General features: G+C 30.0%; 12 protein-coding genes, 1 other RNA gene and 1 pseudogene. 5 read left to right on the top strand and 9 right to left on the bottom strand.

Going from position 1 to position 16,063, the window contains the following annotated elements; all coding sequences use genetic code 11:
* Positions 1-44: 44 nt before the first annotated feature.
* Positions 45-341: a reverse transcriptase N-terminal domain-containing protein gene (locus DK405_RS02820; protein WP_045912876.1), complete on the bottom strand. Its 297-nt coding sequence runs from the start codon at positions 339-341 to the stop codon at positions 45-47.
* Between the two features lie 528 nt (positions 342-869).
* On the opposite strand from DK405_RS02820, the pseudogene DK405_RS02815 reads away from it, so the two are divergent.
* Positions 870-1,113 (top strand): annotated as a pseudogene (locus DK405_RS02815) (transposase); the annotation flags it as partial.
* On the opposite strand, the gene DK405_RS02810 reads toward DK405_RS02815, so the two are convergent.
* From DK405_RS02810 to ffs, 5 genes are all read right to left on the bottom strand, one after another.
* Entirely contained in the window at positions 1,110-1,898 is a 789-nt protein-coding gene (locus tag DK405_RS02810) for a metal ABC transporter permease (protein WP_045912877.1), read from the bottom strand. The pseudogene DK405_RS02815 and the gene DK405_RS02810 overlap by 4 nt on opposite strands.
* Positions 1,879-2,592, bottom strand: a complete 714-nt coding sequence (locus DK405_RS02805; protein WP_045912878.1) for an ATP-binding cassette domain-containing protein — start codon at positions 2,590-2,592, stop codon at positions 1,879-1,881. Before DK405_RS02805 ends, DK405_RS02810 begins: the two co-directional genes overlap by 20 nt.
* A 268-nt stretch (positions 2,593-2,860) precedes the next feature.
* Entirely contained in the window at positions 2,861-3,421 is a 561-nt protein-coding gene (locus tag DK405_RS02800; protein WP_045912879.1) for a YbaB/EbfC family nucleoid-associated protein, read from the bottom strand.
* A gap of 11 nt (positions 3,422-3,432) precedes the next feature.
* Positions 3,433-5,112 carry a DNA polymerase III subunit gamma/tau gene (gene dnaX, locus DK405_RS02795; RefSeq protein WP_045912880.1) on the bottom strand — a complete coding sequence of 560 codons (1,680 nt, stop codon included), beginning with the start codon at positions 5,110-5,112 and terminating at the stop codon, positions 3,433-3,435.
* Positions 5,113-5,164: 52 nt separating this feature from the next.
* An RNA gene (ffs, locus tag DK405_RS02790) (signal recognition particle sRNA small type) lies at positions 5,165-5,262 on the bottom strand.
* Positions 5,263-6,170: 908 nt separating this feature from the next.
* Here ffs and DK405_RS02785 point away from each other — a divergent pair.
* Positions 6,171-9,137, top strand: a complete 2,967-nt coding sequence (locus DK405_RS02785) for an autotransporter domain-containing protein (protein ID WP_064613280.1) — start codon at positions 6,171-6,173, stop codon at positions 9,135-9,137.
* Between the two features lie 91 nt (positions 9,138-9,228).
* Here DK405_RS02785 and DK405_RS02780 read toward each other — a convergent pair whose 3' ends face one another.
* From DK405_RS02780 to DK405_RS02770, 3 genes are all read right to left on the bottom strand, one after another.
* Entirely contained in the window at positions 9,229-10,704 is a 1,476-nt protein-coding gene (locus DK405_RS02780) for a substrate-binding periplasmic protein (RefSeq protein WP_045912657.1), read from the bottom strand.
* A 58-nt stretch (positions 10,705-10,762) separates the two neighbouring features.
* Complete coding sequence (gene xseA / locus DK405_RS02775) at positions 10,763-12,133, bottom strand: exodeoxyribonuclease VII large subunit (RefSeq protein WP_045912658.1); 1,371 nt, start codon at positions 12,131-12,133, stop codon at positions 10,763-10,765.
* Positions 12,134-12,353: 220 nt separating this feature from the next.
* Positions 12,354-13,028 (bottom strand): MBL fold metallo-hydrolase, encoded by a 675-nt coding sequence (locus tag DK405_RS02770; protein ID WP_231967605.1) that lies wholly within the window; start codon positions 13,026-13,028, stop codon positions 12,354-12,356.
* A gap of 179 nt (positions 13,029-13,207) precedes the next feature.
* Here DK405_RS02770 and DK405_RS02765 point away from each other — a divergent pair, with 179 nt between their 5' ends.
* From DK405_RS02765 to rpmA, 3 genes are all read left to right on the top strand, one after another.
* Entirely contained in the window at positions 13,208-13,876 is a 669-nt protein-coding gene (locus DK405_RS02765; RefSeq protein WP_045912660.1) for a phosphatase PAP2 family protein, read from the top strand.
* A gap of 139 nt (positions 13,877-14,015) precedes the next feature.
* The gene (gene rplU / locus DK405_RS02760) at positions 14,016-14,342 is read left to right on the top strand and encodes a 50S ribosomal protein L21 (RefSeq protein ID WP_045912661.1); all 327 of its coding nucleotides are present in this window, start codon (positions 14,016-14,018) and stop codon (positions 14,340-14,342) included.
* A 40-nt stretch (positions 14,343-14,382) separates the two neighbouring features.
* On the top strand, positions 14,383-14,652 hold the full coding sequence (gene rpmA, locus DK405_RS02755) for a 50S ribosomal protein L27 (protein ID WP_045912662.1): 270 nt from the start codon (positions 14,383-14,385) through the stop codon (positions 14,650-14,652).
* Positions 14,653-16,063 lie beyond the last annotated feature (1,411 nt).

Genomic DNA, 16,063 nt, shown 5'->3' with positions numbered 1-16,063 from the left:
GGTGTAGACCAAGTTTCCCAATCTATATTAGCAGTTCTTTTTCCTCAGTTTTCTGTCACTCTTCTAACTGCAATTGTCTTACCGCTAAAAGAATGTGTAAGCAACCGTTGCAAAGCTTTCACTCTGTTCCATCTGCTTTCCTGTATTGCCTTTACGATATGCGTTTGATGACTTCTAATAACTTTATTACATTTCTTCCAGTTTATACTTTGCAAATGTATTTTGTTATCAATAGACGTACTGGCTGTAAAATTTACAACCATCATTTGCTTTTCTCCCTTCAAAGTTTCATCAAATTCTCTCATAATAAGAGACCATAACAGAAGTCTGCTCACTTTCATGCGGAATGATGTTTCAACTCCTATCTATGTCATTACAACATAGCATTCGCTTTTTCTGTTCTCATCTACCTGCATCTTGATCAGTTTACCTTACAGCTCACCTTCCATATTGGAAAAGATACAGGCTTATTGTGTTCTATCTATATGATATAAATGTGTTAGGTTCTACCTATCTGCCGATGATCTTAAAGTCTACGTATTGCCATGGACTAGCTCAAATAAGCAGATCACTTCTCTTTTGAGCAAAGCCTTTCAGTATCTTTTGCTTTTTATTAATAACGACATTTATTAGTAGTTCACTGTATGTTAACCTAACAATTCTAGCCTAACCTCTTACCACATGAAACTAGTAGTCTAATCTTCCTCTCACGATTCTGATCCACTTTTGAGCCGAGTACATTGTCCTGATAGCTTTATACTTTATACATCAAATCACTTCTTTGCATATACCAGTAGGCTTATGTTGATAGAACAACAGATTTGATCTTTCCTTAGTCAAACAATCATATATATAACCTTACATTGTACAATCTTCATAAAGATATGAAAACATACTTATTAGACATAGATGATAAGCTTTTATTAAATAAACGTTCCTTAATTAAATCTGTCTTTAATGTACTAAAAAAAACATATGCATTTAGAGCATACTAGACACCGTTCTCCTCTTAATTTCTTTGTTCATATAATTGCTTCTCTTGCTTCTTATTCTATCTCCAAACTTAATCTCTATCTTATCTTTTCTTCTTTTTCTTATCATCCATTATCCTAATCTGAAGTTTTAAATATAATAAATATAACAACAAAAGCTAAGAAATTAGTAAATACCATTGTTGCTGTAGTAGGAGTATCAAGATATACAGATACACCGATTCCAGTAAGATTAAACATTACAGATAGCAGATTAGAGTAAATTATCATCTTAGCTGCAGAATTGCTGATCATTCTTGCAGTTGCTGCTGGAATTACAAGCCATGCAGTTAGAAACAAGCCGCCAAATATTTTTATAGTAACAATGATCGTAGTTGATAAAATAACCAAAAACATCATTTCAATAACTCTAGGATGCCTTTCTAAAATCACTACAGCAAGTTCTTTATTTAAAGATATTAATATAATTGCCTTAAAATTTGTATATATTAGCGCTCCTATTATTAATACTAAAATAAATAAAATTATTATGTCAGTTGAATTTATTAGCCATAATTCTCCACCAAACAAAAGGCTAGAAACAGTTGGTGCGCCTGGAACAATAGTTGATAAAATAGCTGATAAAGCCAGCATACCATTTGAAACAATAAAAACTACTGTTGATTTATTGTAATTATTGTTACTAAAAAAAAAAATTGCTCCAGAATATATTAGTGCTACTAAAAATGCAGAAATTAGTGTTGGTAAATTAAATATAGCTACCATGCTTCCAGCTAATACGCAAGAATGTACTAATCCATCGCTAAAACTTGTGTAACGCTGCCACAATATTATGCACCCAAGTGATGCAAGCAGTATACTTATTAATACTGTTGCAATAACTAAATTAATTATGAGTGTGGTCATGATTATGAGTATATATTCCTATTTGAGAATCTAACTCCCTTAAATTAGCAACGTATGCTCTATTCTCTTTTGAATATTTAAATAAATAGCTACTACAGCATATATGTTGATTAATACATAAAACTTGATCAGTATTTAACATAACAGTATGTAAATCATGCGAAATTATAAATATAGCTGTTTTTCTAATCTGCTTACATTTTTTCAATAGATCATACAGTTGTTGTTGAGCTATAACATCAAGCCCTTGAGTAGGTTCATCTAGAACTATCAAATCAGATTCTTTGAGTAAGCTAGCTGCTATTGCAACCCTTTGCATTTGGCCTCCAGATAAGTCAGCAAGCTGTTTATTTTTTATGAACTCAAAATTAATAAAGTCCATTACTTGAGTAAGTGTATTCTGGTGATTAGAAGCTACATATGATAAAAATTCAGACACGTTAATTGGTAAGTTATCATTCAAGTGAATTTTTTGTGGAACATATGATAAAGATATCCCATTTTGTTTAACAATATTACCTGAAGTTGGTTGTTCAAGGCCTAGTAACAGCTTTGCAACTGTTGTTTTGCCAGCACCATTAGGACCAACTAAAGTAGTAATTTCATTAGCTTTAATCTTAAAGTTTATATCCTTAATTGCTTGATAATGACTGCTATAAGCTTTTGATACTTTTTTAAACTCTGCTATTGTCATTGTTATTAAACTACCCCCACAACTGCTTACTATCTAAAAATTTATTATTGCTCTTAACCAACAATCACAACCAACTATAGCTTTATGTTAAATTTGCATATAATAAGCTTAATCTAGCGCTACATAAACTGTAATTTAAAATAGCATGGTTAATGAATTTTCTAAGCATAATTTATCAAAATAAGCATTTTGATTTAATAATTCAAAAGTACTCAAATTATAGCAGAGTGAAATGAACTACTATATAAGCCTAATCTCATTAGTTAAATCAAAATACTGATTTGCCTCCACCTAACAAATCTGACATTGCATTAGAAGTTTCAGAATCAAATTTACGCTTAGCATTAGAATAAGATACTACAAGCAAATCTTCTAACATCGCTTGATCATTAATCACAGAAGAATCAATTGTTATAGATTTAATATTGCCGTTACCATTCAATATAATGTTGACTAAATTTCCTCCAGCACTACCATCAAATTCAGCATTTCCTACCTTATCGTCTATTTTATCAAGCTGAGGATACTTCATCTTAGATAGTTTACTAGTTAACTTACCTAACATATTTGACATCATCTTAGATGCTTCTGTATTAATCTGGTGAAAAGCATCATTAAAAGCTGTTATTACTAATTTTTCTAATAGTTCACTTGTAGTGTTACTAGTTAAAGCAAGATCAATAGCAATGGATTTAACATTTGCCTGCCCATCTAAAATTACAGTAACTACTTTCTTGTGCTCAATCATAGCGCTACCGCTATATTCTTTCTGCGAAACCTGCTTTTGAGCATTTTCAACTTGTCTTAATAACTGTCTTAATTTTCTCATAGAGTGCCTAACTATTTTTTATTCATTATAATATCAACAACCTCAACATCTTTAAAATTAGTTGTAATTAAATCCCATGCTTTAGAAACTTTAAACATTTGAATGAGCTCTGCTTTTAATGGCAATTTTGTATCATTTTCTACAGTTAAGACATTCCAATTATTAGGCTTCCATTGACATAAATGCATTGTTAATTGACTGTTCATCTTTGCATTACTACCTTTGCTGCCTAAGAAAACACTACATCCAGTAATATCAATAACCGAAACTATGTTCATTAGATAATAATAAAGATCAACCTCTCCAATTTGGTTAAGATATTTTAAAAAATCTACTAAAACCGTCAAATAATTATTACTATTATTAGATTTAGTCAACATTTTTTTATTATTTATATCAGAATAGCATTCATAAGATTGTAGCTCATATTTATCCATGCTAGCAGGTAAAGATTCAGCTATAGCAGGCGAATTAGCGGCATTATCAACATTAGTTTTAGCATCAGTTAATTCACTCTTCAATTGCCTCAATGCATCTATAGGAGTAGGTAATGAAAAACTGTAAATAGCTTTTATAACAACAACCTCAAAACAAAGCCTTGGGTTATGACTAATCTTTAACTCTTGTATAGATTTACTAAATATTTGCCATAGCACAGTCAATCGCGATAAAGATAATTTCATACTAAGAGAATTTAATCTATTGTTATGGCTCGCATAAATAGATTCAGTATAGCCATCTATCGTTTTCACTTTAATTAAATACCCAATCAGATCTAGTATATTTTGACTGCATACTACAAAATCAGTTCCACTTATATATAAATCTGTAACAATATTAATGCCTTTTTCTGCATTTTTCTCAGCAATTGCTGATAGAAGATCTGTTGATTTTCCTAAATCTAATACCCCACACATCTGTTCGACAGTATTTAAACTAATCACTACTGCCTCAGAACTTGCAGTATCTGCAATATTTTGTGATAATGCTCTAGCTTGTTCAAGTAATGATACTGCATCCCTTGCAGATCCATCTGCTTTAACAGCAATAAATTCTAATATTTCTTTAGTAGCACTAACATTTTCCTTAGCTATAATGTTACTCAAAATTTGAACAATATTATTCACATCCAATCGTCTTAAGTCAAATTTTTGACATCTAGAAATCACTGTCAAAGGAATTTTGTTAATCTCGGTTGTTGCAAAAATAAAAATAGTGTGACTTGGAGGTTCTTCAAGAAGCTTTAACAATGCATTAAATGCGCTCTTAGAGAGCATATGAACTTCATCAATAATAAATATCTTATATTTAGAAATTAATGGCTTATATTCACTATCATCAATTATTGTTCTTACATCCTCTACTCCAGTTCTACTAGCTGCATCAATTTCATTAATATCAGGATGGCTATTATTTTCCATAGCTATACAGCTATTACACTTAGTACAAGCAAATATTGTTTTTGAAGTTACTAATGGCTGCAAACAATTAATTGTTGTAGCAATGATTCTAGCTGCAGTTGTTTTTCCAACGCCGCGAATACCACTCAACAAATAAGCCTGCGATAAGCAGCCAGTAATCATACTATAAGTTAAAACTTTAGTTAATACTTCCTGCCCTATCAACTCACACATAGTTTTAGGTCTATATTTTCTAGCCCAAACTACATAGCCACTTTGCCTTTCTAGCATTAATCTAATTAAACTTTAAGAGAAAAAAGAATGTAAAAATACACTCATCGTTAAGATAAAACTACTAGCGTAACCCACCAAGGACTTACTACAGCTGCTTTTTTTCAAACCTGACTGGGTTTGTAAGGTTGATGCCTACGCCAGTTAATATAGTATAGATGAATTTAATCTTTAACGCAACTCAAATATATAGCTTAATGTACTAATGTAGTAACTTTTTGCAAAGCATAATAAACATAGCCAAGGAATGTTTAAAAACTACAATTGAAGTTTCGTATTTCATTAATATTGAATTAAAAAACAGAAACAGAGCTCCAAGAAAAATCTCTATTGATAAACTAAAAGAAGATATAAGTCAATATAGTGTGCATATCAATATAAAATAGCTGAACGAGACTAGTAGTAAGTAAGCCGTAGTATACAAAAAGCATTAAATCGTCAGCACTGTTTTCAGAAAATCTATAGAATATGTCATACTAATTACTTTTTTATTACATCTTATTATTATAATTGTTTTATAGTAGTTTGGCTATATCTTCAAACTTAATTTCAATCTTATCTCCTCTTCTTTCTATTCTACTTCCTTATCCTACTCTGGTATCTTTTGCGCTTCTGCATAGTGTTTGGCAGTATATATTTTTTTATTCATTCTTCAAAATACTTACAAAAGTTATCCATCAAGAAAAAATATTTAATATAGGAATCATATTTAGTTCTCCTTTTTTATTCTTGAGATCTTTATACTCCATCATATCTTTTTTACAATTTACTTTTTACTATTACTTCTATTATATTCCTGTTGAACTGCTACTCTAATCCTTATTTCATCTATCTTTCTTCTATTTTCTTATATCGAACTCTAGTTATCTTTTTCTTAACCTTTACTCCATCCTAGTTTTAAAAGAAGTCTATTCTCTTACTGATTTTTTATATTAAACTTGAAAGTTACACTAATTATTGTTCGTTTAATATGTTGTAAAATATTTGACTTGTAAATTAAATTATATTAATACTTATTTACATTACTTTTACATTTAATGAATAAATAGCAGCATATTATGAAAAATAACAAAAAAATAGCCATAGTAATTATTTCTACATTATTCTTTACCTATACGATTCAAAGTATGGCAAATGAGCCAAATACTAAAAGCAGTACTGCAAATTTTAAAGCACAATTAAGTGAGCGACTACGAATGCATCAACAGTCACCTAATGAATCTGATGATGAGGATGATATGGAGGCAGATATAAAATCCCAACAACAATTTGCAGACTTCAAAAAACATCAAAACAGTAATAATAAATATGTATCAAAAATTTTTGCACTTGAAACTTTAATCACTAAAGTGCCTAGAATACCTGATAAAGAAAATAACACAGCACCAAACCAAAACAACGATGCAACTGATGACTGGGATGACGATAATATCAGCAGTAAAGATTTAAAATCTAGTCAGAAACCTTTAACTTTTAAGGAAAGGGCAAAGAAAATCGAGCAAACATTAGGACCTATATTTGCAGCAAAATCAAATACTAACACTAAACAACCGACCGATAATAACGTCAAGAAGCCTGTCGCAGCAATACCAAACCCTAATACAACTCCTATCGCTACTACGCATTATAACGATAATATCAGCAGTAAAGATTTAAATTCTAGTCAGAAAACTTTAGCTTTTAAGGAAAGGGCAAAGAAAATCGAGCAAACATTAGGACCTATATTTGCAGCAAAATCAAATACTAATACTAAACAACCGACTGGTAATAATGTCAAGCAGCATGTTATAATGATACCAAACACTAATACAACTTCTATCGCTACTACGCATTCTAACAATAATATCAGCAGTAAAGATTTAAATTCTAGTAATGAAGCTTTAACTTTTAAGGAAAGGGCAAAGAGAATCGAGCAAACATTAGGACCTATATTTGCAGCAAAATCAAATACTAACACTAAACAACCGACTGGTAATAATGTCAAGCAGCATGTTATAATGATACCAAACACTAATACAACTTCTATCGCTACTACGCATTCTAACAATAATATCAGCAGTAAAGATTTAAATTCTAGTAATGAAGCTTTAACTTTTAAGGAAAGGGCAAAGAGAATCGAGCAAACATTAGGACCTATATTTGCAGCAAAATCAAATACTAACACTAAACAACCGACTAGTAATAACGTTAAAAATCCTGTTGTAGTGATACCAACTCCTAATACAACTTCCATCGCTACTACCAATTCTAAGGATAATATTAGCAGTAAAGATTTAAATTCTAGTCAGAAAACTTTAACTATTAAGGAAAAGGCAAAGAAAATCGAGCAAACATTAGGACCTATATTTGCAGCAAAATCAAATACTAACACTAAACAACCGACTAATAATAACGTTAAAAAGCCTGTTGCAGTGATACCAAGCCCTAATACAACTTCCATCGCTACTACCAATTCTAAAGATAATATTAGCAGTAAAGATTTAAATTCTAGTCAGAAAACTTTAACTATTAAGGAAAAGGCAAAGAAAATCGAGCAAACATTAGGACCTATATTTGCAGCAAAATCAAATACTAACACTAAACAACCGACTGATAATAATGTCAAGAAGCCTGTCACAGCGATACCAAAGCATAATATAACTCCTATCACTACTCCTACTCACCAGACATTGATATGTTCAGATCAATCCAACGATGAAATAGAAGATATATGTTATGATGCTGAAGATGTTCTAGATTGCTCAGCAAATCAACCTTCATTACTGCCACCTAGTACTCTAAATAATTCTGCTGTTCAACCACTAAATAATAATAACCAACAATTCGATAATTCTGAGCAAAATAAAACTATAGAATCGGAAATAGAAGATGTTCTAGATTGCTCAGCAAATCAACCTTCATTACTGCTACCTAGTACTCTAAATAATTCTGCTGTTCAACCACTAAATAATAATAACCAACAATTCGATAATTCTGAACAAAATAAAACTATAGAATCGGAAATAAAAGTAAAAGCATATTTTAAAGAACAAGAGAAAGCACTGTTAAAAGCTGCACAAACCAATGATATAGCAATAACTAGTGCTATTACTGCTGTTACTGCTACTACGGTAAGTGCTATAACATCAAGCATATCTAAAATGTGTCAAAATCATCGAAATATTATAAGTTCTGGCTCAAATATCAATAATAATACTAGTTGGAGTATTCAAGGAAAAATTTTTTCTACTGCTATCAATCCAAATGAGTCTACAGAAAACAATAAATATAACTTAAAGAGCAATGGTATATTTGTTACATCAAATAAATATTTAACTGAAAAGATTATTATTGGTATTACAGGACTATATGCAAATTCTGCTATTAACTATGATCAAAGTGTATTAACGGCTACAGACTGTACAATATACTCATTATCTTTAAATGGAAGATATTACTTACAACGGAATATATTTATACAAGGAATAACAGGCTTTATCAACTATGATGGAAAAAATAAGTACACTACTCAGTCTTCTAGCAAAATTAGTGGCGAAAGTTACTATGGCGATTTTATGTTAGGATGTGATTTACATCATACTAATTCACAATTAATTTTGTCACCAATAGTTGGTATCAGATATAATAGGATTTATAACTCAAGTTATGAGTTGTTTGATGATATTACTATAGGCAGTATGAATCACAATACATTAGTTGGCAGCGTAGGATTTTCAACAAAATATACTATTAATAATATTAGTAAAAACATTTCAGTAAGACCTGAATTTCAAGCATTGATTCATACTAATTTATACACTAATAGTAGTAATAATATCATGCTAAAGCATGCTAATTCTATTAATTATAGTGATGTGGATAATGCTAAACCTATTAGTATAGATACTAAGCCGATCTGTCAGTTAGGTGCTGCAATTACTCTACTATTAACTAACAAAATAGAATTAGGAGGATCGTATAACATTTATTTTGCTGAAAAGTATATTGTTAAAGTAAGCACTATAAGTATGAAAGCTAATTTTTAGCTTTTATACTTTAGCAAGTATATGATCCAGAGTTCGATATTAATCTATGTTCTACCGACTTTACATCATTCTACTCATATCGAGTTCTTGATTATCTAAAACTAGCCCAATTACAAAATTTGTTGTTCAGTAATCTTTTTTTCCATAGTAAATAATGTATAGCTGTGCTAGTAATAAAGACACCTAAAATTGCTATTACAATATCATATTGCATTTTTTCTAGATTTAACTCATTATATTGATAGTCAAGGCAATTGAGAAAAATAACAGTCCATATTACAATAACCATAAAATTAATTTCACTATAAACATCTTGTATTGCGTTATATCTACACAATACACTCCTAACAATACATCCTATACTAGAAAATAATAATACAAACACAGGTCCCCATAACATTATTGGATACATTGGAATCATTAGTGATACAATAATTCCCACTATCATAAATATAGACTGCACCAAAGCATCACATATGACAAATAAATAACTTAAAAAGTTTTGATCACACTTTATTTTACTACTCTGCAATCCTAATAATCTTACTAAAAAAAATCCTATTAACACAATAATGAGATTGCAATATATATATATTGGATTAGAAAAAACTCCTTGTGACTGCTTATGCATTATTATGTCTAATGCAATATTACTGAAACTTGCAGGTAACAATGCTAGCATTATTATGCTAAACAAAGAAGAATTGTTTGTTAAGGCTAAAATAATACTTGGTAAGGTAAATAATATTCCTGCAATAATACTTAACCCATAAAACCAACTTGAATGAATAGATTCAATTAATAAAAACAAGTAAATTCGGCTTTTAACAGTTTTAGCTTCAAATTTCTCTATTTCTCTCTTCAGATCTGTTATTAATCCGATAGGCAAAGTTTTTTTATTAAACATAAAATATACAGGTACTTTATTCGTAATAACAATGTGCTTTATTCTATTTATAGCATGATAACACTGAACTACCGAAGCTACTCCTGAAGAGGTTATTGTAATCCATCCATCAATTTCATTATTTAATAGAGCTCTTAATGCTTCATCATTAGTTTCGTATTCAAATATTATATCCTGATTGTCTGGACTTTGAATCAATTTGCTAATTTCATTATCTTTATAAACATAATTCTTCATTACTCCAAGACGAAACCCATGAAACCTAATAAGATCAGCAAATTCAGAGCTATCACTAAATTCTAAATTTTTCTCGCCTAATACAAACAACGAATAATTTTCATAACGATGTGGAATAGATGATAAGTAAGCATATTCCTTAATATCAGGAGGAATTTCTGAGCTAGAAATAATGTCAACAACACCATCAGATAAGGCATTTAATTTTTGGTCAGCAGGTACATGCTTAAGAAACAAACTTACATGCATCTTTGCGGCAATTTCTGACGCAATAGCAATATCTGTATTAGAAATACTTTCAGATTCTATTCCAAGCCTTAAATTGAATCTTTCTAACTGCAATTGAGCATAGCCTTGATTTTGTGTAAAAGCCAATAAACAAAGCGATAATAATATAAATAATGTACTTTTATAATGCGACATAATATAAGCTTAATAATCACATAAAATTTTAAACAGTAAAAAATGCAGCTAATCTCAATTAAGAATCAATTGTAGCTTGTCGTACTCCGTCTTGTAATTGTATCTTTATTTTGTCATTACCTTTAAGCTGAGACAATGAAGATACCACTGGTCCGTCTACTAATCTTATAATGGCGAATCCTCTTTTAAGTACTCTTGAATAATCCATATTATTTAAGAGAGAATCTAACAAATACACTTTGTTATCTAAGTTAACAAATAGTCTTTTTACAAGTTGATATAACTTATTATTAAGGCTTTCAAGTTTTAGTTCGTATAATTGCACCAATTTACTAGGATCAATAAGCATATTATTTTGCAAAATTCTTTTTTGAAGTTCTCCAAATTGCTCTACTTTTGTATCAAATCGAAATACAAGCTCATCAAATTTTTGATAATTTAAATCTATCATTGTTTTTAGCTTTTGAACAATATTACCACAATTATTCAGCGACATAACACTACATTTTAAATAATTGAAAGTAACATGATTTATCTGGTTCATTGAATTATTTAAACGCATTTTTATATCAGCTAAAACTGGCACTACCATCTCAGCAGCAGCTGATGGCGTTGGGGCTCTTAGGTCAGCAGCAAAATCTGCAAGAGTAAAATCTACTTCGTGGCCAATAGCTGATACTATTGGAATAACTGAGCTAGCTATAGCCCTAACAACAATTTCTTCATTAAATGACCATAAATCTTCCACAGATCCACCACCTCTAGCTATAATAATAACTTCGGGAGCTAGATCATGGTTACTAGTTAGCATATTGTTACATTCTTGAATAGCACTTGCTACCTCATTAGCAGAATTATTGCCTTGTACCGTTACTGGCCATACTAATAATCTGCTAGGAAAGCGGTCATTAACTCGATGCGCAATATCTCTGATAACGGCGCCAGAAATAGATGTTATGACTCCAATAACCATTGGAAAGGCTGGTAGCTTTTTTTTTCTAGAATTATCAAATAGCCCTTCTTTCATTAATTTTTCTTTACGTTGAAAAAATATTTGCATCAATGATCCTAACCCAGCGATACAAATATTTTCAACTACAAGCTGATATCTAGATTGGCCTGAATAAGTAGTGAGCCTACCAGTAGCTATAACTTCTATTCCATCTTCAACCTTAATTTTTACAAGATTTAAAGTTGTTTTCCAACATACACAATTTAAAACTGCTTTATCGTCTTTTAAGTTAAAATAGCTATGACCTGAACTAGCAATTTTTAATCCAGAAACTTCACCTCGTACTTTTAGCACGCTGAACTGATATTCAATAGCTGATTTTATGTGCAACGAAAGCTCATGAACGGTATATTCCTTGGCATTGAATTCGTTACTTAGACAGTTAACATCAAAACCACTTATATTTTTTGCATGCATAAAGATTCATTTTTATATAATCCATAATTTTATTTTATACTAAAATTTTTTATTTTATGATAAAAAATACGCTAACTTAATTTAACAACGCAATAACATGTTTAACTAGCGTTTTGGCTATGCCACAGTTAATTCCTGAAAAATTAATTGTTAACAATGACTTATATTATACCTTCGAAGCTTGTTATCTCAAATTGTTTGGTTACATTAACTTACATTGTTATATATAAAACTCTAAACCATCATAAGCTAGCGCAATATTTTTTGAAAGCAGTGGCTGAATGCCATAGTAATCTATAGTATGATTCATATTAGTCAAATAGATTTTTTTCGGCATAAACTGCTCATTCCATTGCATAACTTCATTCAAGCCAGCATGAGCATCAGTTGCTATTACCCGTAGGCAGTCTAACATCCAAACATCTATTTTACTGAGGAATTGATAACTTTTTCTAGGAAATTCTTTAACATCATTTGAATAAACAAAATTCTTAATTCTTATACCTAAGCTATTAATGTCTCCATGATTTTGCTGAAAAGTAGTTATTTCTTTACCTTTAATATTAACTGTACCATAGTCATCAATTTTTATAGCATTTAATAGATTTTTCTCAAATAAATAACTATAGTTTTTAGTAATATAATTCACAGTTTCTATATTAGCATAAACATCTAAAGGGTAGCCATTTTGATACGTAAAAACTCTCAAATTATCTATACCAGCAATATGGTCAGAATGAGGATGAGTAAGAATTACAGCATCCAATTTTGTAATATTAGCCCGTAATAATTGAAATCTAATATCACAACCGCTATCAATTAAAATTGAGACTTCATGGTTATATTGAAGATATAAGGATGAACGCAATCTTTTATTGAACTCGATATTAGACATACAAACTGAGCACTTGCATCCAATAACAGGCACTCCTAAAGACGGCCCACATCCTAAAACAATAACTTTCCACATAAATTTTACAAATTTACCTTAAAAATTATATTGATTAGTACTTATTTAACATATAATATACCAACCAATAATTTACATAAACTCAAATACAATAAGGAAAAATAATGAAACCGTGGTTATATGATTTTAATGGATGGAATGTCAAATTATTCTTAATCATCAATCAAATTACCAATAGTAATGAATGTATCGCTAAAATGTTCTACTATTTATCTAGAATATTCTATGCTAAAAATTTTACAATATATTATTTATTACTAGCAGTTTATTTATTAATCAAACTTAGAAATTATCATGGTGAAAAACGCATTTATCAATTTAACATAACTTATAATTATTTGTTGTATGTAGGAACAGCATACACTATATTTTTACTAGTATACAGCAAATTGAAACGTCTCTTCTCATTTACTAGGCCTTGTTGCTCACTTTCATCATCGGAAATACAAACAGTTATAGATTTTAATACAGAATATGTTAATTGTTTTACTAGTTTCCCTAGTGCTCATACTGGAATCACATTTTTCATCGTGGCATGTTTATGGCATAAACTAAACAGAATAGGCAAATTCGCAGGAGTGGTGCTAGTCATAATGGTTGGTATATCAAGATTGTCATTGGCAATGCATTATCCGTCTGATATTATATACTCTTGTATAATTACAGCAATGATTTTATATACTACTAAGGCTATACTAGAAATTCAAATAATAAAATCATTTACTCAAGCTATTCAAAATAAAATATATATGCTAGCTTGCAAAATAAAGTAACGTTATAATAGTTATAACAGTTGTTTTTATTACGGTTTATAAATAATCATTCTTAATTTATGCTGCTGTGTTTGCCATTGACTTCAGTAGCATAAATATATATATTATATGGACATCGTGATTAAAAGTGGGTATTTTAATGTTTGCAGTTATTAAAACAGGTAGTAAACAGTACAGAGTTGCTAAAGATAGCATAATAAAAATAGAAAAAATTGATGGTGAGCCAGGCTCAACTGTTCAATTTAAAGAAGTTCTAATGATTGGAGAATATAGCAATCCTTCCTTTATTGGTACTCCTATTGTTAAAGGGGCTTCTGTTACAGCTCAAATATTAAATCAATTACGTGATCAAAAAGTGATAGTTTTTAAGAAAAAACGAAGAAAAAACTATCGTAAAAAAAGAGGGCATAAACAGGAAGTTACACAAGTTAAGATTATAGATATCGCTAAAGCATCTAATTGCTAAAAGTTAAACTATTTTAAGTAAAGCAGTATAAGGAGTTCAGATGGCAACGAAAAAAGCAGGTGGTAGTTCAAAAAATGGCCGTGATTCAGCTGGTAGAAGATTAGGTTTAAAAAAATCTGACGGTCAGTTAGTAAATGCTGGTAACATTATTGTTAAGCAAAGAGGTACGAAATTTTATCCAGGAAAAAATGTAGGATTAGGTAAAGATCATACAATTTTTTCATTAGTCTCAGGAAAAGTAAAATTTTTTCGAAAAAAAAATAATAGGGTTTTCATTTCTGTAGTAGTTGATGATTCTACTGCTGCATAGCATCTTTTTAACTTAGATCTTAGTATATTTGATCTTAAACTACAACTACTTCAAAAGTAGTATAATTAACTTGCCATTGTAAATTACACATATCTAATTTACCTAATTTATTACATCATACGCTTTACTACTTCTATATATTCTTGTTTAATAGTATAAGGTAAAGCATGCTGTTTTTATTTCATCAATAAAAAAATATTCCTTGAACTTGCATACAGCATGCAAGCATAAATCAGAAATAATTTATTCATAATTCTTTGCTCTTTGTCCTAAAATTAACATGAGATGTAACAAGGTAGCATTTAAACCTAAGTTACAGCTATTGATATACAAGATTAGCAACAATTTTGTACTAAGAGCGATATGAATCCTAACTAGAGTACTGATCTAGATAGGAAATAGTGGTAATAAAGTAAAGTTAAAATTGGTTAAACGAAAGTGAATCTTCATATAAAAAACATATCATCAAGGCAAAAGCAGATACTCTAGATAAAGGCTGTTATATGGATAAAGCTGGAAAGCTTAGCTGTAAGAATGGATTTCTTACCTTCTTTAAAAAATGCAAGTTTCACTGTATATATAAGGTAATATCTTTGATAAGTAAACCATAGCAAGCCTATTAGATATGCCTTTTGAAAAGTACACAATATAACTGTTTTATAGTAGCTTAGCTATAGTATGCAAGAGATATCTTAGAAAGCTAATGACACTGAGTTGAAAAACTACAGGAATTAATAACTGGATGTATAAGCATTTATATGGTTATGTAACACAAAGAAATGTTTACATATCTCTGTTTCCTAAGGTAAGATTGAGTAAATATGAGGTAGTTTAGTTATTCTCATTTCCATCACCAGCAACATCAAACGCAATGTACGGATTTCCAGTATTACGCTTTCCTGATAACTTCATATCATTGCCTATAGCATATCGAAAGTTATTGCTTTCAAAGATCTATAATATCGAATTTAGTAATCATTACACAATCCAATTTTCTCATAATAATTCTCTTCTATTCCACCTTTTCCAGCAGAAGCTTTTCCAATCTACGTAATTGCATTAAACAACATCTTACTTTCCTCTCTACTAACTCCATTACATATCCAAAATAACTGCTAGAGTTACCAATACTAAAGTAAATTTATCAAGCCTCGTAATATCTTATTGATAAGACGTATTACTCCTATCAATTAGTTGTGATATAAACTTGCGAAATATTTCTTTTATAGTCATTTCAGCAGAAAAGTTTGGCTCTTATTTTAGGCATTTTCTGAATTCCAATTTTACATTGCTTAGTTTTCACTATCCTAAAATTAAAAACCAGAAAGCTAAATGTTTTACCATTCTTTAAATCAACTGTTTTTATCTTTTCTTCGTGTAGTTCAACATTTATTTTCAACAGTTCTTGTCT

Origin of the sequence: Orientia tsutsugamushi, assembly GCF_900327275.1 — a bacterium.
Taxonomy (GTDB): domain Bacteria; phylum Pseudomonadota; class Alphaproteobacteria; order Rickettsiales; family Rickettsiaceae; genus Orientia; species Orientia tsutsugamushi.
This window is presented reverse-complemented; position numbering and strand designations above follow the sequence as displayed.

Coding starts and splice junctions, on each gene's coding strand:
- DK405_RS02765 (WP_045912660.1), top strand. CDS start 13,208: ATGAAACCGTGGTTATATGATTTTAATGGATGGAATGTCAAATTATTC.
- DK405_RS02810 (WP_045912877.1), bottom strand. CDS start 1,898: ATGACCACACTCATAATTAATTTAGTTATTGCAACAGTATTAATAAGT.
- DK405_RS02785 (WP_064613280.1), top strand. CDS start 6,171: ATGAAAAATAACAAAAAAATAGCCATAGTAATTATTTCTACATTATTC.
- DK405_RS02800 (WP_045912879.1), bottom strand. CDS start 3,421: ATGAGAAAATTAAGACAGTTATTAAGACAAGTTGAAAATGCTCAAAAG.
- dnaX (WP_045912880.1), bottom strand. CDS start 5,112: ATGCTAGAAAGGCAAAGTGGCTATGTAGTTTGGGCTAGAAAATATAGA.
- rplU (WP_045912661.1), top strand. CDS start 14,016: ATGTTTGCAGTTATTAAAACAGGTAGTAAACAGTACAGAGTTGCTAAA.
- xseA (WP_045912658.1), bottom strand. CDS start 12,133: ATGCATGCAAAAAATATAAGTGGTTTTGATGTTAACTGTCTAAGTAAC.
- DK405_RS02770 (WP_231967605.1), bottom strand. CDS start 13,028: ATGTCTAATATCGAGTTCAATAAAAGATTGCGTTCATCCTTATATCTT.
- rpmA (WP_045912662.1), top strand. CDS start 14,383: ATGGCAACGAAAAAAGCAGGTGGTAGTTCAAAAAATGGCCGTGATTCA.
- DK405_RS02805 (WP_045912878.1), bottom strand. CDS start 2,592: ATGACAATAGCAGAGTTTAAAAAAGTATCAAAAGCTTATAGCAGTCAT.
- DK405_RS02820 (WP_045912876.1), bottom strand. CDS start 341: ATGAAAGTGAGCAGACTTCTGTTATGGTCTCTTATTATGAGAGAATTT.
- DK405_RS02780 (WP_045912657.1), bottom strand. CDS start 10,704: ATGTCGCATTATAAAAGTACATTATTTATATTATTATCGCTTTGTTTA.